Source organism: Aeromonas sp. L_1B5_3 (assembly GCF_963866575.1).
In the GTDB taxonomy this organism is placed as follows: Bacteria; Pseudomonadota; Gammaproteobacteria; order Enterobacterales; family Aeromonadaceae; genus Aeromonas; species Aeromonas jandaei.
This window is the reverse complement of record NZ_CAWMDN010000095.1, coordinates 185,645-209,737: the sequence shown is the minus strand read 5'-3', so window position 1 is coordinate 209,737 and position 24,093 is coordinate 185,645. Positions and strand designations below refer to the sequence as shown.

Sequence of the window (24,093 nt, the reverse complement as noted above, 5' to 3'; positions counted from 1 at the left end):
TCCTCACAAGGTTCTGGGGGTAATGAGCAGCTCTTCATAACCGGATTGGGGGCAGGGGTCACGGCCAAAACGGTACGCCTCCAGCTCTCCGACTACCAGCTCGAGGGTGGTGCGCACTCGGCAACCTTGCAGCACGTGGCCGCCGCGCATCAATCCCTGTTCGTCAGAGATGGAGAGATGCAGGTGTTCGCACTCCGGATCCAGGGTGCCGCCAAGGGCGATCACCTCGAAGGCCCCCTCCAGCAGGGTGCCATCGGGCTGGGCGGCATAGCGCAGGTTGGCGTGGGTCAGGCTGCCGACCGCCCCGGCGATCCAGGCTGCTTGCAGACCGTGTCGGGCCATATGGGCGCGCAATCCGGCGATAAGATCCTCCCCCGGCAGCAGGCGCAGGGCCAGAAAACGGGCGGGGGAGAGAGGAAGGTGAGTTGGGGTCACTGCTGGCACTCCTTGCTGCAAAAAGAAGGTGCCCTGAGGCACCTTGTCTGGATAGGCTGTTTACGCCCTTTTATCGCAGGCAACCGCGAGCCGCTTCACAGTTTGGCGATATCATTGCGGCATCCGGCGCCACATCAGGCGAAGCAGGCCCAGATGGGGGCGTGGTCGGAGGGTTTCTCGATACCGCGCAGCTCGTAGTCGATGCCGGTCTCGGTCACCTTGTCCTTGAGAGCATCGGAGGCCATGATGAGGTCGATGCGCAGGCCCCGGTTCTCGTCAAAGCCCTTGGAGCGGTAGTCAAACCAGGAGAAACGCTCGCACTCGGTGGGGTTGGCGGCGCGGAAGGTGTCGGTCAGGCCGAACCCTTTCAGTCGCTCCATCCACTCCCGCTCGATGGGCAGGAAGGAGCACTTGCCATCCCGCAGCCAGCGCTTGCGGTTCGCTTCGCCGATGCCGATGTCGAGATCGGTGGGGGAGATATTCATATCCCCGATCAGCACCAGTTGGTCATCCGGGGTGTGGTTGGTCTCCAGATAGTGCTGCAGATCCTCGTAGAACTTCTGCTTGGCCGGGAACTTGGTCTCGTGATCCTGACTTTCACCCTGCGGGAAGTAGCCGTTCATCACCTTGATGAGGGAGCCATCTTCGCGCTCGAAGGTAGCCATGATCATCCGGCGCTGGGCCTCTTCGTCGTCGGTGGGGAAGCCTTTCTCCACCTTGACCGGCTTCTGCTTGCTCATGATGGCCACCCCGTAGTGGGCCTTCTGGCCGTGAAACTCCACGTGATAGCCCATGGCCTCCACATCGGCCAGCGGGAAGGCTTCATCGTGCACCTTGATCTCCTGCAGGCCGATCACATCGGGCTGGTGCTTGTCGATGATGGCTTGCAGCTGGTGCAGGCGGGCACGCAGGCCGTTGATATTGAAAGAGATGATCTTCATGTCCGGGATGCTCATGTCATTTTTATAAGTCGCTATTGGACTAGGAATCGGCGGTGGATGCAAGTTCGGGGGATGTGACTGGCGCAGCTGCTCGGTAACCTGTTCATGAGCTGTCGCGAGAGGCTGTCAGCAAGGTGAAGCGCAGCGCAGGAACCGGAGCGTATAGATATACGTGAGGATTCCGAGCAGCACATGAGCCTTGATCACGGCCTCGCAGCAAGATCGTGGACAGGTTGTCAGCGGGTCATCTTCTTGACAAACACCACCACAAACAGTGCCAGCGTGAAGCTGCCGGTGAAGGCCTCGAAGGCGGCAAAGAGGCGCGAGAGGCCGATGGGGGTGAAGTCGCCGTAGCCCAGGGTGGTGAAGGTGACCACGCTGTAGTAGAGGCACTCCAGCAGAAAGATGGCGTTCTGCTCGAAGGGGGCGCCCGGGTGATAGGCGAGATGGTTGCCGTTGAAGCTCAGGCCAAAGAAGAAGTAGAAGATGCTGCAGATAAAGATGAGCAGCAGGGAGAAGAGCACCACCCGCATCGGGGCTTCACCGTAACCGCAGAAGAGATCGACTATCCATGAGGTGAAGCGCTGACTCGACCAGAACGGCAGTTGCAGCCGGCGCATGGTGAGCTCCTGCTGGATATAGTTGCCGGACATGGTGAAGATCCCCTGCGCCTCCGAGGCTTTGCGCAGATCCCGGTAGGTCTCTTCGGCCTCCTTGAACCAGACCCGGGCCTGCTCGGGATCCCGCTCGCGACGCCCCTTGCGATCCTGCATCACCCGTTTGCCGGTCTGCATGTTGTCGAGTCGGGTATTGTGCCAGCGAATGCCGAGCAGGTTGACGTCATCAAGGATGGCGCAGTGCAGGTTGGCATCGCTGAGATCGGCCTTCATCAGGCTTCCCCCCTTCATGCGCAGGCCGTAGAGGTGGCCACCCCGCAGGTTGGCGCGATAGAGGTTGCACTGCTCCAGCAAAAATCCCTGTTTGGACCCCTTGTTGACCAGATTGAGACCGGCCAGATTGGCGCGGGACAGCTGCAAACCGTGGCAGAGGCCGCCAGCGCGGACATACTGCTCAAGCGCCTCTGCGGTGTGGGGATCCTGTTTATTGGTATGCGGGTCGTGCCAGTGGCAGAGATCGTGCTCGCCAGCCTCCTCGTTGCAGTGGCGACCATCGGCCACCAGATAACGACATATCGCCATCCTTGTTTCCCCTCTGCTGCCAGTCTGGTTTCAGCATAGGCGCCCCGAGGGGAGTGCGGGGTCAGCTGAACTGGTTGAACTCCTGACGCAGCTTGCGAAAACGATCCTGTTGGGCGGGGTTGAGGGGGATGCCGTCGAGCATGTCCAGAGTGTCCTTGCACTCGGTACCAAACTCCGGGCTCTTGCGGTTTTTCTGCATCAGTTGCAGCAGCACCTGGATCTTGTTGAGGGCGGCACCGGTATTGGCTGGCGCCCGACGCAGCGCCTCGCGAAAGTGACCGAGCGCCTGCTCCAGCTCGCCCGCCTGATAGGCCTTGATGCCGAGTTCGTTGAGCTGCTGGTAGCGCTGACGGCGCTCGAGCACCGTCTTGTCATCCCGGGTCGCCTGAATACAGGTGGTGAGCAGGTGATCCTCATCCTCGGCCAGCAGGCTTTGCAGACTCTCGGCATATTCGAACTCGCCGAGTTGATAGAGGGCGAGGATGGTCTCCCCGAGCAGGGTCGGGGGCATGGTGGCCGGTTCGTCGAGCCAGTTCTGGTTGGCGCGATAGAGCATCTTCTTGCCCTTTAGCAGCTCTCCCAGCGCAATCTGCACCCGCGCCTGACAGATCTGCTCGAACACCGGGTAGTTGAACTCCGACATCATCAGCGAATCGCGGATGCGCGACAGGGCCGAGTTGACCTGCTTTTGCAGGTTGGCGATGTGGTAGCTGTCGTTGCTGTTGAGGGCGTAGAGGGTCAGGGTCTGGATATAGGCCCCCAGATAGTGGGGGGTGCGGTGAATCGAGTTGCGCGACAGATCGATGAGAGAGAGCAGTACATCCTTGGCCTGAGCGTAATCGTGGCGCAGCAGGCACACCTCGGCCAATCGGCGAGCCAGCTGGACTGACTGGGGCGAGATGTCGACGGCCCGCTTGAGCTCCTGCTGGGCGACCTCATCGTTGCCAAGAGCGAGCTGGGACTCTGCCAGCCAGCGGTAAGCCTCCACCATCAGGGGGGTATTCTTCAAGGTCGCCTGCAGGTGGCTGACCGCCTCTTCATGAAGCCCCAGAGTGTTGCACGCCTTGCCCAGCGTCAGGCGGGCCCAGCTGTTCTCCTGCCCGGCCAGCAGCTGGCGCATCAGGGATCGCGCCTCCTGAGCCTGACCCAGCTTGAGATGGGTATCGGCCTGCAGGCAGCGGCAGTAGTTGGCATAGCGCGGAACCGTATCGGCCCGCTCGGCGCAGGCGGTAATCAGCGCGGGCAGGTCATCCTCCGCCATGGCGCTAAAAACGCTGGCGAGTGCCTGACGACGGGCAAGGGCCCGTTTGATGCGAAACGAGAACTGCTCCTGAGAGAAGGGCTTCATCAGGTATTCGTCGGGCTCGGCTTCCAGCGCGCTCAGCACCATGGCGCGGGAGCTGTCGCCGCTCACCATGATCACCACGCTTTGGGGAGGAACCAGGTGCTGATCCCGCAGGCTCTCCAGCAGCTGGCGGCCATTTTCGCCGACCCCGAGATCGTAATCGATGAGATAGATGTCAAAACTGCCCTTCTGGCAGCGACGGCGCGCATCCTCGGCGCTGTTGGAGAAGGTGATGTTGCTGATACCGATATTGATCAGCATCGCCTTCATCATGACCTGAAACGAGCGTTGCTCGTTGACCATCAGAATGCGCTGGGGCTTGGCTGGGCTTTTCTTTTCGGGCTCGGTATCCGGTATCTGCATCTGTCTGGTCGAGGCGCTACGGGCTGATGGGGAAAGTGTGCCACCAAAGCGGCTGAAGAGGCAATTGGCCAAGTTGTCGTTTGTATACCTTGCTCTGCTGTCGTCGCGGGAGAAACGTCGGGAAACAGAGAGGGCCCGGTTGTGGGCCCTCTCTTTTTATTTTTTCTTCTCTGCCAGATAGGGGGCAAATTGGGGCGTGTGGATGGCCTGGAATCCCTTGTCCGTTTTGACGATGAGATAGACCGCAAGCTTGTGCTCCTTGGCAAAAGCCATCGCCTCAGCGGGGCCCATCACCATCAGGGCGGTATCGAGGGCATCGGCCTCCAGCGCAGTGGGGGTGATGACGCTTGCCGAGACCAGCTTGTGGGTGATGGGCTGGCCGGTAGCGGGGTCGATGATATGGGAGTAGCGCTGGCCATCGAGCTCGTAGTAGTTGCGATAGCTGCCGGCAGTGCTGAGTGCCATGCCGTTGGGGATGACGATGTCGGAGAAGGCACCCGGCTGATCGGAGGGTTCGACGATGGCGACTCGCCACGGCGAGCCCTTGCTGTTGTGACCCTTGCTGCGCACTGCGCCCGCTACCTCGATGAGGTAGTTGTTGACCCCCTTGCTCTCGAGCAGGGCGGCGATTTCATCCGAGGCAGCCCCTTCACCGAGGGTGGAGAGGTCGAGATAGAGCTCCGGGATAGACTTCTCAAGCAGGAAGTGATCCCCCTGTGGTGTCAGGGTCAGCTTGTCGATGCCCACCTTGTGGCGGGCGGCGGCGATGGCCGCGTCATCTGGCCGTTTGATGGGGCGTTTGTCCGGGCCAAAGCCCCACAGATTGACCAGCGGCCCGACCGTGACATCAAGCTTGCCATTGGTCAGGTGACCTGCATCGATCCCCTGCCGGACGATTTTGGCCATGGCTGCGGGGATGATGAACGGCGTATTGGCCGGCCCCTGATTGAAGCGGGAGATGAGCGAGTCGGGGTCATAGGTGGAGATCTCGCTGTTCATCCGGGCCAGCAGGTTCTCCACCTCGCTCTTGAGCGCGGGTTCGCCACCGGGGAAGGGATCGCTCAGGGTGACCACATAGTAGGTGCCCATGGTTTTGCCCTGAATGCGGGTTTGGGCCGGGGGCTGGGGTTGGCAGCCGGTGAGCGCCAGCAGCAGGGTCAGCAGCAGGCAGCGCAGGGCGGTAGCGGGGGTTATGGCCATCATCAGCAGGTCTCTTGTTGGCGAAGGGCTGGTCGGGGCGCTAGCTTAGCCAAGGGGCTGGCGACGGGCGAGCCCCGCCCGGAGAAAATGGCGGAAAAAATTAAACAGACTTTGCTTATTCTGGTGAGCTGGCCCACAGCTTCGGGCTAAATTCATAGCCGATTGAATACAGACGAGTAAAATAAAGGTCGATTTTGACAGCATCTTTGCGGCCATTCTTGAAGAAGTGTTGCGCAAACCTGTTGCCATTCATTGCCAATCAAAGGAGAAGATAATGAAAAAGGCGATTACCCTGCTGTTTCTGAGTACCCTGGCTGCCCCGGTACTGGCCGATGAGTGTGCATTGGTCATCGAGGGCAATGATGCCATGCAGTACAACCTCAAGGAGATGAGCGTACCTGCGACTTGCAAAGAGGTAACCGTCACCCTGAACCACACCGGTAAACTGCCGGTTACCGGCATGGGCCACAACTGGGTGCTGGCCACTACTGCCGACTATCAGGCCGTGGCGACCGCCGGGATGAGCGCTGGTGCCGAGAACAACTATTTGCCCAAGGATGACCCCCGCGTACTGGCTCACACCAAGCTGATTGGCGGTGGCGAGAGCACCAGCGTGACCTTCAAGACCGACGGTCTGGCCGGCAAGGATCTCACCTTCTTCTGCTCCTTCCCAGGCCACTTTGCCATGATGAAGGGCACCTTCAAGGTGAACTAAGGCTATGACCGGCATCGCGCCGGGCGCCTGAATAGAAAAAGCCGGGATAGCCCGGCTTTTTCATGCTCTTTTGCTGTCCCGCCGCTACTTCCCTTGCAGGGTAAAGAAGGCAATGGTGCTCTTCTTCTGGCAGTCGAAGTGAATGCTCTCCTCGCCACTCACCACCAGCGTTTCGTTGATAGCGACCACTTGCCCCTGCACCGTGAGCTGGCCGCTCAGCAGATGGCAGAGGTAGGTTTTCTCTGGCTCGAGGGTAAGGGTCAGGGGGAAGGGGAGGTTCAATACCCGCACGTTGGCGGTAATCCTGTCCGGGTGGTAGATAAGGCCGAGGTCGGTCACCTCTTTTTTCAGCAGTTCGCAGTGGGTCTCCTCATCGCCACCAAAATGGGCCGCTTCAAAGGTGGCATAGGGGTGGCCGTTCAGTACGAAGCCGGCGCCGCTCACCGGCAGCAGAATGCGCTGATAACCCGGGAAAGTAGAGAAGCGGCCGGCCTCCTTGATGGGGGCGGAGCTGAGCCGGTAGTCAAAGTCGAGCTTGTCGAGGCTCGCTCCCTTGGGGGAGATGAGGATCTGGGCTGTGGTGCCCTGCTTGTTTTTCCAGGGCATCTTCTGGTGGTCAGACTCTTTGATCAGGGTGATCACGGGCACTTCCTCAGCATGAAAAAACAGAGGGAGCCTAGGGGGTTGGCCCCGGCTCCCTGACAAATAGACAGTTGGCGTGGCAGGGTATCAGCCTTGGCCATCCAGCGCCGCCAGCCGGGCTTCCATGGCGGCGAGACGGCTCTTGAGTTCGCTCACCTCCTGCTCCAGTTCGCTCAGGCGATCCGCCGCAGGAGAGGCGTAGGCCGCTGCCGGAGCGGCTTCCATCATCGCCTGAATATCCACTTCACCGCTGAACAGATGGGCGTAGCGGGATTCGCGCTTGCCCGGTTCACGGGGCAGCTTGACCACATAGGGGCCGCGCTCGATGAGCTGGGTCAGTACCGCATCCACTTCGGTTACGTCATCAAAGCTGCACAGTCGATTGGTGCGCGAGCGCAGTTCACCCGGGGTTTGCGGGCCACGCAGCAGCAGCTCGCAGATGATGCCGAGCTCTTGAGCGCTGAATTTGAGTTCGCCAAATTCGGTGTTGCAGAATCTGTGTTGATAGCGGGGCACCCGGGCGTTGAAACCGGCGGTATTGACCACCAGTCGCCGGCGGATCAGCTCGTCAACCACGGCGCGGATGTCGAGCTCGGCAAGCTCCAGTACCGGCTCGCGGTTGCTCTTCTGGTTGCAGGCATTGACCAGTGCATTGAGGGAGAGGGGATATTGATCCGGGGTGCAGATCTCTTTTTCAATCAGGCACCCGATGACACGGGCCTCCAGCGGGCCAAGTACTAACTCCATTTCCTACTCCCTAGCAAATCACGATATCAAGAGCCCCTATCTTAGCCATGACCTCTGCTCCGTCCAGTTTTGTCCGCCATTTTTGCGAGCGTGCAGAGGGGTTGGCGAAACCGTCGCCAGCAGGAGGAGCCATTTGATTGCTATTTCTTGGCATGGAGTGAGGTTGAGTGGGTAATGAAAAGCCCGGCTCTCTGGCCGGGCTGAAGGATAAGTTGCTTATCCTGATATTCGTCGAGGCATCTATTGTGGATGTTGCTTGAGGATCTCGTATATCTCCTCTTTCAGTTTAAGTTTCTGTTTTTTCAGATCCTTCACCTCGGAGCTGTAGTCACTGGCGTGATGCTTTTCCAGCTTCCTAATCTCCTCATCCAGGTCGTTGTGCAAGTCAAACTTCTTCTGGAAATGGACATCACTGCTCTTCAGTCTCGAGATGAGTTCTCTGTACTCTGGGAACATGTAATGGAGCCTCCTTGGTTTCGTTTGATTGTGCCTGTAAGACCAAGCTACCCCTTAGCGACGGTGATAAACGTGATCATGATCGAATTTAGGGGCAATGATTGGATATACTTGAAAGGCTATTTTTAAGGCATTGAATTGATTCGGAATAAATGAGTTTTCAATTCAAGGCATGGGCCAAAACGTGGCTCGGATCACATCACTGGCATGAGGTCGGCGAGCGGCAGATAGCAAAAAGGGGCCTTGTGGCCCCTTTTCAGTGATGAGGGGAATCACCCCTTATCCTTGTCAGTCTGATCTTTCTTCTTTTTCTTTTCCGGCAATGGCTTGCCGTCGCGATGGATAACCTTGCCCGCTTCGAAACCGATCTGGGCGGCCAGCTCTTCGAGATCCGGCGACTTGGCCTGATCGCCAACGGCGTAACGGTAGTTGGCTACCGAGAGGCGTTCGGCCACAGGGGTATTGGCAACAATCGGCTCACGCCAGCCCTGCCCGATGTGAGCCACCAGAGTGCCGTTCATCAGCAGCTCACCGATGATCTCCTGAGTCGGGTTGCCCTTGCCGTAGGTGAGCCCCTGCGGGTGCTTCTTGCCGACCAGCGGTTCGCTGCTGGCGGGGATCAGCTTGGTGCGGATCAGCCACTTGGGATTTTTGGTGTTGCCCACCGCCTTGCCGGTCTGGTACTCGTTGATCTTGATGGTCTTGATCATCTGGGCCATGAAATCCTTGGTCAGCGCCTTCTGGGCCTCGCTGCTCTCATCGATAACGATAGGGGCCACATACCAGGTCATGGTGGCTTGAGTCTTGGGGGCTGCGGGCGCGGTTTGCGCCATGGCCAGAGGGCTGAGCAGCAGGGCAGTCAGCAAGAGTCCGATTTTCTTCATTCTGATTCCGCTTATGTTTCAACTAGGATTTTGTTTTGCCAGCGACGACTGCGCCAGCGCCAGAACATGGCCAGACCGCGAACCCACTCGTCGCAGGCGAGCGCCAGCCAGATGCCTACCAGTCCATAGCCCTGCATGATACCAAGGAAATAGGAAAGGGGTACGGCAATTCCCCACATGGAGAGCAGTGCCATGTAGAGGGGGAAGCGGGCATCACCCGTTGCGCGCAGGGCGTTGATCACCACCAGATTGAAGGTGCGGCCTGGCTCGAGGATGAGGCTGATGAGAAAGAGCTGCGCCACCTGGGTGATGATGTCGGGGTCATCGGTAAAGAGGCTGATGATGGTGCGGCCATTAAGCGCCGCCGCCACGGCGATGACGCAGGTGACCGCGAGTCCGAGCTTGAGGCTCTTGAGCAGCTGTTGATAGGCACGATCGAACTGTCTGGCGCCCGCCAGATGGCCGATGATGATCTCGTTGCCAAGACCGATGGAGAGGCCAAACAGCAGGATGAACAGGCAGATCTGGAAGAAGTAGGACTGGGTTGCCAGCGCCTTGTCCCCCAGCAGGCCGACAAAGGCGGTCACCACCATGAACTGCAGCATCCAGGAGAGGTTCTCGCCGGCGGCAGGCAGGCCGATATGGAGTACCTTGCCCAGCATCTCACGGCTGGGGTGAACGATGTCGCGGATCTTGAGGTGGATGCCGGTTTTGCGGGCCACCAGCCAGACCAGCATCACCACGCCCACCAGACGCCCTGCTACCGTGCTGATGGCAACACCCGCCACGCCCATCTGGGGCAGGCCGAACCAGCCGTAGAGCAGCAGCAGGTTGCCGACAAAGGTGATGAGGTTGACGATGAGAGTCACATACATCGCCTGACGGGTGTGGCCGTGGGCGCGCAGCGTCGCTGCCAGACAGAGCGCCGCCGCTTCCGGCAGCAGGCAGAGGCCGATGATCTGCAGGTAGAGGGTGCCATCGCTCATCAGGTTGGCTGGCAGGTTCATCAGCGCCAGCATGGTACTGGCTCCGGCCATCACGCCGACAGCCGCCACCAGACCGATCAACAGGTTGAAGCCTATGGCGGTGTGGATCACCACCCGGCTGCGCTCCCTGTCACCTGCCCCCAGATACTGGGTGATCACCACGCTGGTACCGATACTGACGAAGCTGAACAGGGTGATGGCCAGATCGAACACCTGATTGCCGACCGCCAGTGCTGCGACCCCCTGATAGGAGACATGTCCCACCATGAAGGTGTTGAGTGCGCCAGTCAGAAAGTGGAGGGCGAGATCGATAAAGAGCGGCCAGGTCAGCGCAAAGAGCGTGCCCGGGCCTGCGTGGGATTGAGTTTGCATGGCATGTCCAACAGCTGGGACGGCACGATCTGGTGCCATCTGGTCGGGCATTTAACACCAAGCGCGGAGCGGGTGCAATCCTTGGCCGGAGACTCTCCGGCCAGAGGAGCTGGTCGGCAGATCAGGCCGGCGTGGTGCCCGCCTCCTGCTCGCAGGGGAGGGTAAGACGCGCCGAGTCGGGCAGGGCATCATCCTGTGGCCAGCGGGAGAGGATGACATCCGTGGTGCTCTCGACCACATCGTCATCCCTGAACACCGGCTCGCGGTAGCAGCGGGTCATGCGCAGCGCCTGATACATGTCGGGACAGAGAATGATCCCCTCATCGCCCACCCGCACTCCCGCCTGCTTGAGCCAGTGGGTCATCTGGCCGTGGCGCCCCGCCATCACCATATGAATGCCGCGTCGTTTCAGATCCTTGTGCAGCTCTCCCACCATGCTCATCACGCTGATGTCCTGATGGGTAAAGCAGGCGACGGCATCGATCACCAGGCATTTGGGATTGTGGGGATCCTGCACCAGCAGAGCCATGACTCGCCGCTTGAAGTAGGGGGCGTTGAAGTAGGTGAGCGGCGAGTTGAAGCGATAGACCAGAATGCCCGGGATCGCCTTGGCCTGCTCGTTGTCCCCCAGGGTGCGCACCACCCCTTCGTCATCCATACCGAGCAGCTGGTCGGTGGGGCGCATCACATTGCGCAGGAACTGGAACAGCCCCAGCAACACGGCAAGGGTGATCCCCGGGATCACCCCCATGGTGAGCACGCTGATAAAGGTGACCAGAGCCAGCCAGAAGGCGGCGCGGTCGGAGTGGCGCAGTGCCCAGAGGCCGCGAAAGTCGGTGAGCGACAGGGATGCCACCACCAGCACCACCCCGAGGGCTGCGGTCGGGATGTATTGCAGTGGCGCCGTCAGGTAGAAGGTGATGAGGGCGATCACTCCGGCGGCGATGATGGAGACCAGCTGGCTCTTGCCGCCGTTGGCATCGTTGACCGCGGTGCGCGAATCCGCGCCACTGATGGCAAAGCCCTGGGAGATGGCCGAGGCGAGGTTGGCCATGCCGAGCGCCCGGAACTCCTTGTCTGCATCGATTTCGTAGCCGTTCTTGGCGGCAAAGCTGCGGGCGGTCAGCATCATGGAGACGAAGCTCACCATGGCGAGGTTGAGGGCTGGCAGCACCAGCTCCCGCATCAGACCCGGGGGAAACTCCGGCATCTGGAAAGCGGGCAGGCCGGAGCCCACCTTGCCGAGGGTCGCGATATGGTACTGCCCGAGGTTGAGTGCCCACACCAGTGCGGCGGTGATCACCATGGCCACCATGGAGGAGGGCCAGGCTGGCCGGAAGCGCTTGGCCAGCAGCAGGGTGGCCAGTGCCACCAGACTCATTGCCAGGGTCGGCAGATGGGTCTGGGTGATGTAGGTGGTGCCGTTGGCGATCCGCTCGATGAGATAGCGCTCGCTGAAGGTGAAGCCGAAGATCTTGGAGAGCTGGCCCACCATGATGGTGATGGCCACGCCGTTGAGCAGCCCCATCAGGATCGGGCGGGAGAGAAAGTCCGCCAGCACCCCCAGCTTGAAGCGGCTGGCAATCAGACACCAGAAACCGGTCATGGCGGTCATGGTCATTACCAGTTGCCAGTGGCGGGTCGGGTCGCCAGCGGCCAGTGGCGTCACTACGGCGGCGATGACCGCGCAGGTGGCGGCATCTGGGCCGACGATCAGCTGGCGGGAGGTGCCGAACAGGGCATAGACCAGCATGGGCAGGATGCAGGAGTAGAGGCCGACGATGGCGCCCACCCCGGCGAGCTCGGCATAGGCAATGGCCACGGGCAGGGCCACCGCAGCGACCGAGAGTCCAGCGCGAAGGTCAGGCATCAACCAGGCGCGCTGGTATTGCAGCAGGGCGGCGAGACCCGGCAGCCAGCGTTCGAGAGAGAAGAAGTCGCGCATTATTTAACCCATTGAGTTACAACCAGCTTTTACCCTAGTGTGCCCAAGGTTATCGAAAGATTGCAATCAGGTTATGGCCAGTTTACCTGAAGGTCAGGCCAGAGGGTCTGCCACTGCTTCTCCTTGATGCGCTGGGTGAAGATCTGTTTGTCCTGGCGACATCTGGGGTTGGCACTCACTTGCAGCGACCAGTTGATGGCAAAGCCATAGGGGGCAAGCCACTCGAACTCGCCATCTTGGGTAAGGCGCACGCCGATGCAGGTGGGCACCTCGACCCAGTGGCTGAGCGCTTCAAGGCTGCTGGCAAACGGCGCTACCAGCTGGCGAGTGTGCATGCGGGCCTGATTGCGCACCTCCCACTGCTGGCCGGGCAGCCGTTTGGCGAGCCAGACTTCGTGCTCTGCTTCGGCCAGCCCTTGCGGGTCGCTGCTGTCGAGGTAGATAAGGTCGATATCGTTGAGCGGGGTTGACTCGGTTTTGTGGTGGAGATGATCCCAGATGAGGTTGCGGATAAAGCCGGCCCCCAGCGCCCAGTCGGGCAGATTGAGCTCGGCGGCTGCCTGCAGGCAGGCCATCCGCTGCGGATCGGCCCGCAGCAGTGCTTCGGTTTTGGCTTGGAAGGCGTGTTCTTGCTTGGGATCTAATGGCTCAACTATTGGCATTTCGGCGTAACCAGACGTCAATGTAACTGCAGCTGGGCACTATAGTGAGCCCCTCTGCCTGAGTCCAGTTGAAGAGGGCGCGGGCCAGCTGATCGGCAATCCCCTGCACCCGCAGCTCGGGCGGGACAAAGGTGCTGTAGGCATCTATGGTCTTGGCATCGAGGCGCCGGTAGCGCAATCTCGACTCCTTTCCCTCCACCATACAGATGAATTGCTGCTGGTTGGCCTGATGAATGATGTCGCTCATGGTGGGCACCTCTGGCATGAAGATGGCTGTCTGCACAATAACTGTTAGCCAAGGTATAGAACAGATAACGGCAGCATGGGGTCAATATCCTCCCCTGATGTCTCCTCTCTGTGTCATATCGGGATCCTGCTCAAAAGATACCCAGCGCTCTGCCGGGTATCTTTTGTTGGTGTGGTTCATGCCCAGGCCCGCTCCAGCAGAGTGAGCAACTGCTCACGGTCGGCATCCTTGCGATTGAACAGCATGGCGCCGTCGTTGACCGCCAGATCCCGTATCTCCCCGAGCAGCGAGCGATCGCTCACCCCCGCCTCGCTCATGGTGCGCGGCAGCTTGACCGCCTGCCACAGGGTATCGCGCAGGGTACGGATGGCGGTGATGGTCGCCTCGGCCCGCTGGTGGGCCGGGGTGGCGGCAAAGCGCTCGGCCCCCACCAGCGGCAGCAGCAGGCGGGCCAACTCGTTATCCACCTCGGGGCGGTTGTAATCGAGCACGGTAGGCAGGAAGAGGTTCATGCACAGGCCGTGGGGCAGATGGCAGCGCGCCCCCAGACTGTGGCCGAGGGCATGCACCAGCCCCACCATGGAGTTGGAGAAGGCCATGCCCGCCAGTGTGGAACCTTCAGCCAATTGCAGCCGCAACTGCTTGTTTTGCGGATCCTTGAGGATGAGAGGCAGGGCATTGGCTATCTTCTCTACCGCCATCAGGGCCAGCGCATCGCTCACCGGGTTTTTGGCGGTGCCGATAAAGGCCTCGATGGCATGGGTCATGGCATCCATTGCGGTAGCGGCGGTGATGTTGAGGGGCAGCCCCTGAGTCAGGCGGGGGTCGAGCACCGCCAGCTGGGGCAGCAGGAAGGGGGAGGTGAAGGGCACCTTGCGCCCGCTCGCCTCATCCTTGATCACCGCCACCAGCGTTACCTCGGAACCGGTACCTGCCGTGGTGGGCACCACCGCCAGCGGCTTGAGGGGACGAGTCAGGCAACCGGCGCCCGAGTAGTCGAGCAGGTGTTCACCGCCCATGGATGCCAGGATATTGGCCGCCTTGGCGGTATCGATGACCGAGCCGCCCCCCAGCGCCACCAGACTGTCGCAATCGAGCTCGGCGTAACGTTTGGCGATCCGCTCCACCACCGCAGTGGAGGAGTCGGCCGGGATCTCGTCCCAAATGGCGGCGACCGGCAGCTCCCCTTCGGCCAGTACATTGGCCAGCAGGGTGGCAAGACCAGTGGCATTGACCCCCTTGTCGGTCAGCAGCAGGGGGCGGCGAGCACCAAGGCTTGCCAGCTCGCTGGCCAGCTGCTCCAGCGCCTGTTCACCGGCCAGCAGTTTGACCGGACAGAAAAAATCGTAATAGCGGCTCATATCAAGGCTCCTTGCGCTCAGCCGGTTACCAGACCCAGATAGATGTTGCAGGCACGGCCAAGCTTGTTGCGCTGGGCCGGATAGTGGCGCAGCAGCGGCCGCGCGATAAAGGCAGGCAGGATCAGGGACTGCAACTGCTCAAGCCCCCGCACCAGATGCATGGCGGTGGTCAGATCCCCCTCTACCAGCAGCCGGTTTTCACTGAACGCCTGATTGACCCCGAGCCGAAAGCTCAAGGCGCGAAACGCGATATTGGGGTGCTTGAAGCGCACCCGCAGCGGATGGATGGTGGCATGGGGTGCTGCCGGCGCACCGGGATACCAGCGCCCTCTTTCTTTATGCATGTTCATGGCGTAATCAAGCCCCCCCACCTCAAGGCGAATGGCCAGGCCATCCGGCAAGGGGGCCAGTTCGCGGCGCACCGCCTCGTCGATACGGGCGGCGCGGCAGAGGGTACGGCCCACCACCCAGAGCAGAGTGGTGATCCAGAGGCGGCGGCCCAGTGCGGCCAGAGATTCAACGGTCGGAGTTGTCATAGGGGTTGGCTCCTGAGATGGCTGACCAGAAGAGGGCAAAGGCACTGGCTTGCCAGTGGGCATCCTGCCCAAGCTCGGGTTGATCGACAAAGAGTGATGCGCAGGCTAGGAACTGCCCCTGACACACTTCCAGCAACAGCGGCGCGGGGGCCTGCATCAGCTCGCCACTGGCCTGCCCCTTTACCAGCAGGGCGGGCAGAAAGCGCAGAGTGTCATTCAAGATCTGGCTGCGGGCCGGGCGGGCCAGCAGGGGGGAGTGAAAGAAACCCAGCACAAATTTGAGCTCATTGGGGTGGGCCAGCATCCAGCTCATCGCCTGCTGCCAGTAGTGGTGGATCTGCTCGCGCAGCGCCAGCTCGGGATCGGCTTCGCAGATGGCAGCGCCCATCCGGGTCTTCACATCCTGATAGAGCTGGAGGATGAGTGCCTCCTTGCTCGGAAAGTGGTGGAACAGGGTGCCGTTGGCGACCCCGGCCGCCTTGGCAATGCGGGCGGTAGCTGCCCCCTGCAGACCATCTTCGGCGCAGAGGGCGAGGGCAGCATCCAGAATTTGGCGGCGCTTGTCGGTCATGGCGGGCTCCGTCAGCGCAGGAAGAAAGCCATCATCAGCTTCTGGATCCAGCTGTTGTAGGGCGGATGGATCAGGGAGCCGGTGGTGAACTTGCCGCGGGTCAGCACGGTTTTCGCCTTGGAGAAGGTGAGAAAGCCCTCGTGCCCGTGGTAGTGGCCCATGCCAGAGGCGCCGATGCCGCCAAACGGCACATCATCGGCTGCCACCTGAAACAGGCTCTCGTTGATCGCCATGCCGCCGGAGTGGGTCTCCCGGGTCACCCGCGCCTGCAGCTCGGGATCGAAGCTCATCAGGTAGAGAGCCAGCGGGCGGGGCCGTTCGGCGATATAGGCGAGCGCCTCCTCCAGGGTGTCGTAGGGGATAAGCGGCAGCAGCGGGCCGAAGATCTCTTGCTGTATCACCTGACAGTGGCCCGGCACCCCGGTCAGCAGATGCGGGGCCAGAAGGCGGCGCTGATCATCCCGCGCCGGAGTGGCGCAGGGGTGGAGCTGGGCACCCGCTTGTTTGGCCTCATCGAGCCAGCTGACCAGCCGCTGATACTGGCGATCGTTGATGATGGCGCCGTAGTCGGGGCTGGCGAGCCCGGCAGGGTAGAGCTTGGCAAAGTGGTTGCGATAGGCGGCGATAAAGTTCTCCACCTCGCTGCGGGGCAGCAGCACATAGTCGGGGGCAACGCAGATCTGGCCGGCGTTGAGGCTCTTGCCGAAGATCATCCGCTCGATGGCGGTCTCAACCGGCATATCGGGGGCGATGAGGCAAGGACTCTTGCCGCCCAGCTCAAGGGTGAGCGGGGTGAGCTGGGGTGCGGCGGCGGCCATTACCAGCTTGCCAACCATGGTGGAACCGGTGAACAGCAGGTGATCGAAGGGGAGCGAGCTGAATGCGGCCGCCATCTGGGCATCCCCCTCGATGACGGCGAGCTCGTCCTCGTTGAAGGTGGTGGTGAGCAGGGTTCGCAGCACGGCGTTGGTATGGGGAGTGTACTCGGAGAGTTTCAGCATAGCCCGGTTCCCTGCCGCGATGGCGGTGATGAGCGGGCCGAGGCTCAGCATCACCGGAAAGTTCCACGGCACTATGATGCCGACCACCCCGAGCGGCTGGAAGTGTACCTCCACTTTGGCGGGGGCGAGCAGCAGACCGGCATGGCGACGATGGGGCTGCATCCAGCGCTTGAGCCGCTTCTGGGTGTAGTTGATCTGCATGATGCAGGGGAGGATGTCGGCGATCTGGCTGTCGTAGTGGCTGCGCTGGCCATAATCCTGCGCCAGCGCCGTGCAGAGCTGCTCCTTGTGAGCCAGCAGCGACCGCTTGAGTTTGGTCAGCTGGGTTCGCCGCTCGGCCAGTGTCGGCATGGGGTGTTCCCGGCTCGCCCGTTTGAGCCGCTCCAGCTGCTCGGGCAGGGCCAGCTTGATGGCGAGGATATCCTCCGGACTGTGCTGATGCGGTGCGACTCCCATACTCTTCTCCGTCTGAAAAACAACCGACTGATTAGTCGGTCTAAATCTAGTCGTTTGTTGCGCAAGTGTAAAGCTGGCATCATCTGCCCCTGTCATCGACGGCTGGACGCAAGAGAGAACTGTGTTCCTCCCCACACTTTTGTGGTTTGCTCGTTGGTGGCTTATCCAATAAGAGGTAGTTTTTGGCTATTCACATGCACGGAGGGAGCACTATGACCAGGGAATTGAACAGCTTGTTGACCCGGCTTGAAGATGTGGTTGAGCGGATGCCGGATTGCTTCAACACTTACGAATTTGCCCAGAAGCTGGCGCTGCAGTATCAGCCGGAGTTCTTTGCCGCCGGCCACTCGCTGGCCGAGCACGAAGGCAAGGTGTTGCGGGTGCTGCACCAAAAGATTGCCGAGGCGCTGGCAAGCTGCGATGCGGTGATTGAAGGGGCTCTGCTCCCCTGTGTAACCCCCTGGGGAGAGAAGTCCACCTCACCACGCTGGCACCGTAAACGCTGAGCGGCAATGCCGGGAACCTCGTTCCTGCACAATAAGATAATGAATCGTCATGGCGCGGACCCAAGTGGCCGCGCCATTTTTTGTAGCGGGGATTGTGGATGTGATGCCGGAATGCCGGAAAGGGCGGGCAAAGGCTCAGGGTGTGATCCCCTGCCCGGATAAAGGGTGGCGAGCCCGGTAGACTCCCCCTTTTGTCGCTGCAGGGAGGTCATATGACTGACAAGATCCAGACTCACAAGATTATTCTCGACACCGATCCGGGCATCGACGATGCCATGGCCATCCTCTTTGCCGAGGCTCACCCCGCCATCGAGCTGCTCGCCATCACCACCGTTTTTGGCAACGCCACCATCGCCAATGGCACCCGTAACGCCCTCTGGCTCAAGCAGAAGTACGGCATGAAAGCGGATGTGGCCAAAGGCGCAGCGGCGCCGCTGCTGCGCGAGCCGGTCGGCCCCACCACCATAGTGCACGGCCCGAGCGGCTTTGGCGACCTGGAGGCGGGAGAGGTGAGTATTGCGCCCGATCCCCGTCCCGCCTGGCAGTACATTGTCGAGGCGGTCAAAGCGGCGCCCGGGGAGATCACTCTCGTCACCATCGGGCCTCTGACCAATCTGGCGCTGGCGCTGCAGCAGGCGCCCGAGATTGTTTCACTGGTGAAACAGGTTGTGGTGATGGGGGGCGCTTTTGGTATCAATGGTCATCGCGGCAACGTCACCCCCTATGCCGAGGCCAATATCCACGATGATCCCGATGCTGCCGACCGGGTCTTTACTGCCGACTGGCCGGTGGTGATCATCGGGCTGGATGTGACCCAGCAGAGCTTTTTCAGCGGCGATTATCTCGATGCGCTGCGCGACGAAGCGGGCGAGCCGGGCCAGTTCCTGTGGGATGTGAGCCGCTTCTACCTGCGTTTCTACTCGGAGAAACTGGGACTCTCCGGCTGCCATGTCCACGACCCGTCCGCCATCGCCTATGTCATTGACCCGACTCTCTTTACCCTGCGTGAGGGGCCGGTGCGGGTGATCAACAGTGGCCCGGCCATCGGTCATACCCTGCAAAAGTTCGATGGCAAGCGCCACTCCCACGATGGCTGGGCCGATTTTCGTCCGCAGCAGGTCGGGGTGGCTGTGCGTGATGAGGCGCTGCTCGCCCTCTATCGCGAGACGCTGGTGGCCTGGGGCAAGCGCCGTTAAACGTCAGCAACGGTCTGGCGGTGATCCTTGGTGGCGCGCGTTGCGTTGTGGCTGTGATCCCCGCCAAACAATCGCGGCGTTCAGGCGCTTATACTGCCTGATATCAAGACGTTAGGAGGGATTGGGATGGCCTGGATTTCCTTGATAGTGGCGATAGCCCTGATCTGGTGGTTGATGAAGCTGGGGCGTGGTGCCCTGTTCGAGATCCGCCTTGCACCCGGCAAGGTGGTGGTCAAGCAGGGCAAGGTGTCACCCGCCTTTATTGAGCATGCCAAGCAGATCCTGCGCCACGAAACAGTGCGTGGGCGCATTGTGGGACATCGCGATGGTGACGGGGTCAAGCTGGTCTTCTCCCGCTCCATCCCCGAGCCGGTTGCCCAGCGTTTTCGCAATATCTTCCCCTATGGCGACTATCGTCACGTCGCCGCCCCAGGCGCCAAGCCGCGCAAAGGGTAAAGCTGTCCGAGTGCATCAGATAGCAAACGGGCCTCCAGTGGAGGCCCGTTTTTTATGGCGCTTGGCCAAGCGAGAGCGGCTTGCCCTTACTCCTTGCCGTGCAGCTCGCGCTGGGCCTTGACGGCAGCTGCCTTGATCGCCTGCCCCTCGTTGCCCCAGGAGGCGCGCAACGTATTGACCAGCTCGGCGATCCGCTCGTCATCCATGGTCCAGCCATAGCCCGGCATGTGGTAGCCGAGATGACCGCGGGTGATGGGCGTCTCGGCGCCATGCAGCAACACGTTGAGCAGGCTCGCCGGATCGTCCGCCAGCACGGTGCGGTTGTTCACCAGCGAGGGGATGACGTGGTCGTTGCCCTTGCCATCGACCCCGTGGCAGGTGGAACAGTACATGGCGTAGTCCGCCTTGCCGCCGGCACTGGCATAGGCGCGGGCACCTTTCGCTACCGCCGGCTCCGCTTTCAGGTCGGTGAGGTAGGTGGCGATGCTGGCCAGATCGGCGTCGCTGAAGTACTGGCTGCTGTGAGTGATCACTTCCGCCATCGGGCCTGCGACGGCCTGATGCTGGCTGCGGCCAGTTTTCAGCAGGTCGATCAGCGCCTGCTTGTCGTAGCGGCTGCCGCGAATGTCGGGGGCATACCAGCCGTCGAGGGCGGCACCGCTCAGGTAGACGGGATCCGCCTCGGTCAGCGCTTTCTCCTGCATGCCAAGCCCACGCGGGGTGTGGCAGCTGCCACAGTGACCGGCACCCTGTACCAGATAGGCGCCGCGGTTCCACTCTTCGCTCTTGCCAGCGACCGGGGTGAAGCGGCTGTCGTCGTGATAGACCCAGTTCCAGCCCATCAGCGGCCAGCGCATATTGAGCGGCCAGGGGATGTCGCTCTCTTTGTTGGCCACGGCCAGCGGCTGCACATCCTGCATCAGGTAGTGGTAGAGGGCGGTGAGATCCTCGTCGCTCATCTTGGCGTAGGCGGTGTAGGGCATGGCCGGATAGAGGCGATGCCCATCGCGGGCCACCCCTTCGCGCATCACCTTGATGAACTCCGGCAGGCTGTAATTGCCGATGCCGTGACTCTTGTCGGGGGTGATGTTGGTGGCAAACACGGTGCCGATGGGGGTCGGGAACCCTTTGCCGCCGGCCAGCGGTTTGCTTGCCTCGCTGGTGTGACAGGCGGCGCAATCGCCCAGCTTGGCCACATACTCACCGGCCGACATGGCGGGGGCTGCGTGGGCGGCAAGGGTGGGCAGCGCCAGCAGCAGGGCGCTGGCAGTCAGTGACAGGGCGCGGCTCATTGGGCACCTCCCTTGGTCATGGCGACCAGCTCGTTGACGGCGCGCCACGCCTCGTCGATGGCGGCGTGGGCGTAGGGACTCCAGCCCGAATCCGAGTTGGCGATGGTGATGTTGCCGACCGGCTTGCGCCCCAGCTCGATCCACTTCTCGCACTGCTCCTCGTCATCAAACAGGGTGTTGGTGACATAGGAGTAGCCGTGGGACCAGCGGTTGACCGTGATGGCGAGGATATCCTGCTCATGGTTGAAACCGGCGCTGCCCAGCATCCCCTGCAGCTGTTCGCGGATCATCTGTTCATGCTGCTCGAACGGCATGCCGAGGATCATGGCGCGCCCCTTGCGGGACTGTTCGCGAGCCGACAGGCCGCTGCCCGGCAGGGTCGGGACATAGACCATGTGCAGGCACATTGGCTGATCCGGGCTCTTGGGATGCTCATAGCCACCCATGCTGACCGGATAGTCGAGCTTGACCCGGCTGTAAGGGGCCGCCGGGGAGTAGACCTCGTGCACCCCGAGCTTGACGAAGGCTTGCCAGTTTTTGATCACTACCTTGGTGTAAACCAGCGGTGCCTTGACGTTCTGGCGCAGCGCTTCCTTCTGGGGCTCCGGCATCTCGGGCACCATGTAGGGGATCATCATGTTGTAGCCAGCCATGATCGACTGCCTGGCGCGCACCCGGTGCAGTTTCCCTTCTTTGATATAGGTGACATCCACCGCCAGCTTGCCATCGGCGAGGCGCACGTTTTTCGCCTGCAGCGCCGTACTGCCAAGGCGCAGCTGCACCTTGTGCTCCGGCAGATCGAGCTTGCTGTAGTCAAACTTGGCCAGCACCACATCCTGCATGGTGTGACCCGGCGCCACCTGCGGGATGAGCTTGCGCACCATCAGGCGGGTGAGACCGGCGTTGCCATCAGGGAAGTGGAAGATGTAGGGGTCGTCCAGCTCGGCCTGCTCCTCGGCATCGAGCGGAGTCAGGTTGAGGCCGCCAAAGCCGGGCAGGGCACAGAGGCGGGCGTCGGCGCAGGCGGTGGCGTCGATGCCGACGGCCTGGAAGTCGTTGGTACGTTGCTGGAAGTAGGTGATGGCACGTTCGCTCAGGCCCACCTTGTCGCGCAGGAAGGTGGTGTAGCTGTTGCGGGTGATCCACTCGTCCTGCTGCTCGCGGGTCATGCCGCTCAGGTAGTCGGTCTTCTCCTCGTGCAGGGCCAGCAGGGCGGCCTTGTCGGCATCATCGAGCGGGAAGTCACCGATAAACTCCGCCAGCGGACGGCCATTCAGGCGATCGCGCGGGATGTCATCCGCCACGTTATGGCCCGGATCGCCGTTCACTATCTTGTTGACGCCAAAGTGCTTTTCGTCGAAATAGACACCGCGGCTGAGCCCCAGATCCGGATAGAAGGTCTGTTGGAAACCGGCGGCCAGCTCGTCGATGTTGACTTCCAGCGCCTTGAGCAGACCGAGCGCCACCGGGCTGTAGACCGAGCGTGGTGATTGCAGGGATTCACTGCCGCCGTAGCCCAGCCGCAGGCCATCGGAAGTGGTGAACTCGTTGCGCTTGGCGTGGCCGCCGAAGTCATCGTGGTTGTCGAGCAGCAGGATCTTTTTATCCGCGCCGAGCAGTTGCTGATAGAAGCAGGCGGCGGCCAGACCGCTGATGCCGGCGCCGACGATCACCAGATCGTACTCTCCCTCAAGGGGAACATTGGCAAAGTCATACTGTTTGCCATCGCGGGCGATGCTGTGGGCCGGTTCGAAAGAGCCCGGGTGGTTGCCGCGCAGGCCGGTGAGGGCGGGCGGGTAGACCAGCGTCTTGTCAGCCAGCGCGCTGCCGCCTTCGGCAGCCTTGAGCAGGTTGATGGGGGCGATGCCTGCTGCGATGGTGATGGCGACGCCATTGAGAAAATCTCTGCGTGTGATGCTCATGGCAATACCTGTTGTTTGAAGCGTTGAAAAAAAGCACAGAGCTGAAATGGTAGCTGGCAAGCAGCAAGGGGACGCAACCTACCGTCATATCCCGGTAGAGTCCATGGCTTTGATAATAACTTATTAAACAAAATGATGAAGCTTGTAATGGCCAAAACAGGGGTAGATGTCTCTACTTTGCATATTTATGAGACAAAACCTTGTCGAATCCATGGAATTAATTTGAAATCATTTTGATTAATTATGGCTTTGATTGAGTTCCTTTTCGTTTTTCATATTTCCAGAGGGCACAAAAACAGTGCGGAAATAGTGTTTGTATTTTATGCGGATAGCTCAACTCCCGTTATTTGACCATGAATAGCACAAGGTTAATTGCCGCTGGTTTTGTCTCTTGAACTCAAGATTGATTGAAATAAAAGCAGGGCGCGATGAATTAATGACCAGCTTGTTTTATGCAGCCGGTTATTGGTCATGGGTTAACAACTGTTACACGCAAACGCCAACCTGGGCACAACATCGAGATTAATTTTTCATGTTGTTCACATAGTCAGGTTTTGTTCAGAATGATGCGTTTTTTTTACAACTTTAGCCTTGCGAAGATAAAGGACGCTGCATGAAACCTTTTGCATTAAAGAGGGGTTTGGGTGCTTTGCTGTTGCTCGCGGCCGCCGGCATGCTGACTGGCTGTGACATGGCTCTGATGAGCCCCAAAGGGCAGATTGGTCTGGAACAGAAATCACTGATACTGACGGCCCTTGGCCTGATGTTAATCGTGGTGATCCCTGTAATTATTATGGCCGTGGTATTTTCTCGTAAATACAGAGCTTCGAATACCGACGCCAAATATACGCCTGACTGGTCTCATTCCAACAAGATTGAAGCGGTTGTCTGGACCGTTCCCGTCATTATTATCGTTATTCTCGCCACCATTACCTGGAAAACATCTCACGAACTGGATCCTTACAAACCGCTGGATTCCACGGTGAAACCGATTCAGGTCGATGTTATTTCCCTCGACTGGAAGTGGTTGTTTGTCTATCCAGAACTGGGTATTGCATCGGTTAATGAATTGGCCTTCCCGGTCAATACGCCGGTCAATTTCCGGGTCACCTCCGATACCGTGATGAACTCCTTCTTCATTCCGCGTCTGGGCGGCCAGATATATGCGATGGCAGGCATGCAGACCAAGTTGCACCTTATCGCCAACGAGCCGGGCCAGTATGACGGCATCTCCAGCAGCTACAGCGGTGCCGGTTTCTCGGGCATGAAGTTCAATGCCATCGCTACTCCGGATCAGGCCGGTTTTGATGCCTGGGTTGCCAAGGTAAAGGCGTCGCCAAAACAGCTGATCACCATGGATCAGTTCAATGCGTTGGCCAAACCGAGCGAGTTCCATCCGGTGGAGTACTTCTCCAGTGCCGATCCGAAACTGTTTGTCACTCTGATCAACAAGTTCATGGGTGACATGAAGCATGGCCAGCATCAGGGGATGACCCACGAGATGCCCATGGCACAGGGGGAGACCATGACCCATCAGGGGATGGATCACTCACAGATGAACCATGGCGACATGGCGCAAGACGAACACATGGATCATGCCGGCCATATGAAGATGGCAATGGATGACAACTCTGTGAAAGCGGGATCCGAGGAATAA

24 protein-coding genes are annotated in these 24,093 nt (G+C 60.4%); 5 read left to right on the top strand and 19 right to left on the bottom strand.

What is annotated here, in order from left to right:
* Positions 1–3: 3 nt before the first annotated feature.
* The 5 genes from AACR93_RS06605 to AACR93_RS06585 all read right to left on the bottom strand — a co-directional run bounded on the left by AACR93_RS06605 (position 4) and on the right by AACR93_RS06585 (position 5,486).
* Entirely contained in the window at positions 4–435 is a 432-nt protein-coding gene (locus tag AACR93_RS06605) for a PPC domain-containing DNA-binding protein (protein WP_043849530.1), read from the bottom strand.
* A 134-nt stretch (positions 436–569) separates the two neighbouring features.
* On the bottom strand, positions 570–1,376 hold the full coding sequence (xthA, locus tag AACR93_RS06600) for an exodeoxyribonuclease III (RefSeq protein WP_005337776.1): 807 nt from the start codon (positions 1,374–1,376) through the stop codon (positions 570–572).
* A gap of 236 nt (positions 1,377–1,612) precedes the next feature.
* Positions 1,613–2,575, bottom strand: coding sequence for an ion channel (locus tag AACR93_RS06595; protein ID WP_041208632.1), 963 nt, complete (start codon positions 2,573–2,575; stop codon positions 1,613–1,615).
* A 61-nt stretch (positions 2,576–2,636) separates the two neighbouring features.
* Positions 2,637–4,283: a response regulator gene (locus tag AACR93_RS06590; RefSeq protein ID WP_042031275.1), complete on the bottom strand. Its 1,647-nt coding sequence runs from the start codon at positions 4,281–4,283 to the stop codon at positions 2,637–2,639.
* A 156-nt stretch (positions 4,284–4,439) separates the two neighbouring features.
* Complete coding sequence (locus AACR93_RS06585) at positions 4,440–5,486, bottom strand: FAD:protein FMN transferase (protein WP_197077922.1); 1,047 nt, start codon at positions 5,484–5,486, stop codon at positions 4,440–4,442.
* A gap of 271 nt (positions 5,487–5,757) precedes the next feature.
* Here AACR93_RS06585 and azu point away from each other — a divergent pair, with 271 nt between their 5' ends.
* Complete coding sequence (gene azu, locus AACR93_RS06580; RefSeq protein WP_041208630.1) at positions 5,758–6,198, top strand: azurin; 441 nt, start codon at positions 5,758–5,760, stop codon at positions 6,196–6,198.
* 84 nt (positions 6,199–6,282) lie between these two features.
* On the opposite strand, the gene AACR93_RS06575 is transcribed toward azu, so the two are convergent.
* The 12 genes from AACR93_RS06575 to AACR93_RS06520 all read right to left on the bottom strand — a co-directional run bounded on the left by AACR93_RS06575 (position 6,283) and on the right by AACR93_RS06520 (position 17,064).
* Entirely contained in the window at positions 6,283–6,840 is a 558-nt protein-coding gene (locus AACR93_RS06575; RefSeq protein WP_043849529.1) for a HutD family protein, read from the bottom strand.
* A gap of 87 nt (positions 6,841–6,927) precedes the next feature.
* Complete coding sequence (locus AACR93_RS06570; RefSeq protein WP_041208627.1) at positions 6,928–7,587, bottom strand: YceH family protein; 660 nt, start codon at positions 7,585–7,587, stop codon at positions 6,928–6,930.
* A 240-nt stretch (positions 7,588–7,827) separates the two neighbouring features.
* The gene (locus tag AACR93_RS06565) at positions 7,828–8,043 is read right to left on the bottom strand and encodes a YdcH family protein (protein WP_041208625.1); all 216 of its coding nucleotides are present in this window, start codon (positions 8,041–8,043) and stop codon (positions 7,828–7,830) included.
* 272 nt (positions 8,044–8,315) lie between these two features.
* Complete coding sequence (locus AACR93_RS06560) at positions 8,316–8,927, bottom strand: hypothetical protein (RefSeq protein ID WP_041208622.1); 612 nt, start codon at positions 8,925–8,927, stop codon at positions 8,316–8,318.
* A gap of 11 nt (positions 8,928–8,938) precedes the next feature.
* Positions 8,939–10,285, bottom strand: coding sequence for an MATE family efflux transporter (locus tag AACR93_RS06555; RefSeq protein WP_033114349.1), 1,347 nt, complete (start codon positions 10,283–10,285; stop codon positions 8,939–8,941).
* Positions 10,286–10,406: 121 nt separating this feature from the next.
* Positions 10,407–12,230, bottom strand: coding sequence for a SulP family inorganic anion transporter (locus tag AACR93_RS06550; protein ID WP_043849528.1), 1,824 nt, complete (start codon positions 12,228–12,230; stop codon positions 10,407–10,409).
* A gap of 71 nt (positions 12,231–12,301) precedes the next feature.
* Positions 12,302–12,892, bottom strand: coding sequence for a nucleotidyltransferase family protein (locus AACR93_RS06545; RefSeq protein ID WP_043849527.1), 591 nt, complete (start codon positions 12,890–12,892; stop codon positions 12,302–12,304).
* A complete protein-coding gene (locus tag AACR93_RS06540; RefSeq protein ID WP_033114285.1) occupies positions 12,879–13,139 on the bottom strand; it encodes a GNAT family N-acetyltransferase in 261 nt (86 codons plus the stop codon). Before AACR93_RS06540 ends, AACR93_RS06545 begins: the two co-directional genes overlap by 14 nt.
* Before the next feature lie 176 nt (positions 13,140–13,315).
* Positions 13,316–14,500, bottom strand: a complete 1,185-nt coding sequence (locus AACR93_RS06535; RefSeq protein ID WP_043849526.1) for an iron-containing alcohol dehydrogenase — start codon at positions 14,498–14,500, stop codon at positions 13,316–13,318.
* Positions 14,501–14,517: 17 nt separating this feature from the next.
* Positions 14,518–15,036 carry a hypothetical protein gene (locus AACR93_RS06530; protein WP_043849525.1) on the bottom strand — a complete coding sequence of 173 codons (519 nt, stop codon included), beginning with the start codon at positions 15,034–15,036 and terminating at the stop codon, positions 14,518–14,520.
* Complete coding sequence (locus AACR93_RS06525; protein ID WP_033114288.1) at positions 15,017–15,607, bottom strand: TetR/AcrR family transcriptional regulator; 591 nt, start codon at positions 15,605–15,607, stop codon at positions 15,017–15,019. The genes AACR93_RS06530 and AACR93_RS06525 overlap by 20 nt, the downstream gene beginning before the upstream one ends.
* 11 nt (positions 15,608–15,618) lie before the next feature.
* Positions 15,619–17,064, bottom strand: a complete 1,446-nt coding sequence (locus AACR93_RS06520) for a coniferyl aldehyde dehydrogenase (protein ID WP_043849524.1) — start codon at positions 17,062–17,064, stop codon at positions 15,619–15,621.
* A 212-nt stretch (positions 17,065–17,276) separates the two neighbouring features.
* On the opposite strand from AACR93_RS06520, the gene AACR93_RS06515 reads away from it, so the two are divergent.
* The 3 genes from AACR93_RS06515 (at position 17,277) to AACR93_RS06505 (ending at position 19,222) form a co-directional block, all read left to right on the top strand.
* Positions 17,277–17,570, top strand: a complete 294-nt coding sequence (locus AACR93_RS06515) for a hypothetical protein (protein WP_019446630.1) — start codon at positions 17,277–17,279, stop codon at positions 17,568–17,570.
* 212 nt (positions 17,571–17,782) lie between these two features.
* Positions 17,783–18,766 (top strand): nucleoside hydrolase, encoded by a 984-nt coding sequence (locus AACR93_RS06510; protein ID WP_042031265.1) that lies wholly within the window; start codon positions 17,783–17,785, stop codon positions 18,764–18,766.
* A 126-nt stretch (positions 18,767–18,892) separates the two neighbouring features.
* Entirely contained in the window at positions 18,893–19,222 is a 330-nt protein-coding gene (locus AACR93_RS06505; RefSeq protein ID WP_033114291.1) for a DUF3634 family protein, read from the top strand.
* An 86-nt stretch (positions 19,223–19,308) separates the two neighbouring features.
* On the opposite strand, the gene AACR93_RS06500 is transcribed toward AACR93_RS06505, so the two are convergent.
* Together AACR93_RS06500 and AACR93_RS06495 are read right to left on the bottom strand one after the other, a co-directional pair.
* A complete protein-coding gene (locus AACR93_RS06500; protein WP_043849523.1) occupies positions 19,309–20,514 on the bottom strand; it encodes a c-type cytochrome in 1,206 nt (401 codons plus the stop codon).
* Entirely contained in the window at positions 20,511–22,436 is a 1,926-nt protein-coding gene (locus AACR93_RS06495; protein WP_043849522.1) for an NAD(P)-binding protein, read from the bottom strand. Before AACR93_RS06495 ends, AACR93_RS06500 begins: the two co-directional genes overlap by 4 nt.
* A 613-nt stretch (positions 22,437–23,049) precedes the next feature.
* Here AACR93_RS06495 and cyoA point away from each other — a divergent pair.
* Positions 23,050–24,093 carry a cytochrome o ubiquinol oxidase subunit II gene (gene cyoA, locus AACR93_RS06490; RefSeq protein WP_082044032.1) on the top strand — a complete coding sequence of 348 codons (1,044 nt, stop codon included), beginning with the start codon at positions 23,050–23,052 and terminating at the stop codon, positions 24,091–24,093.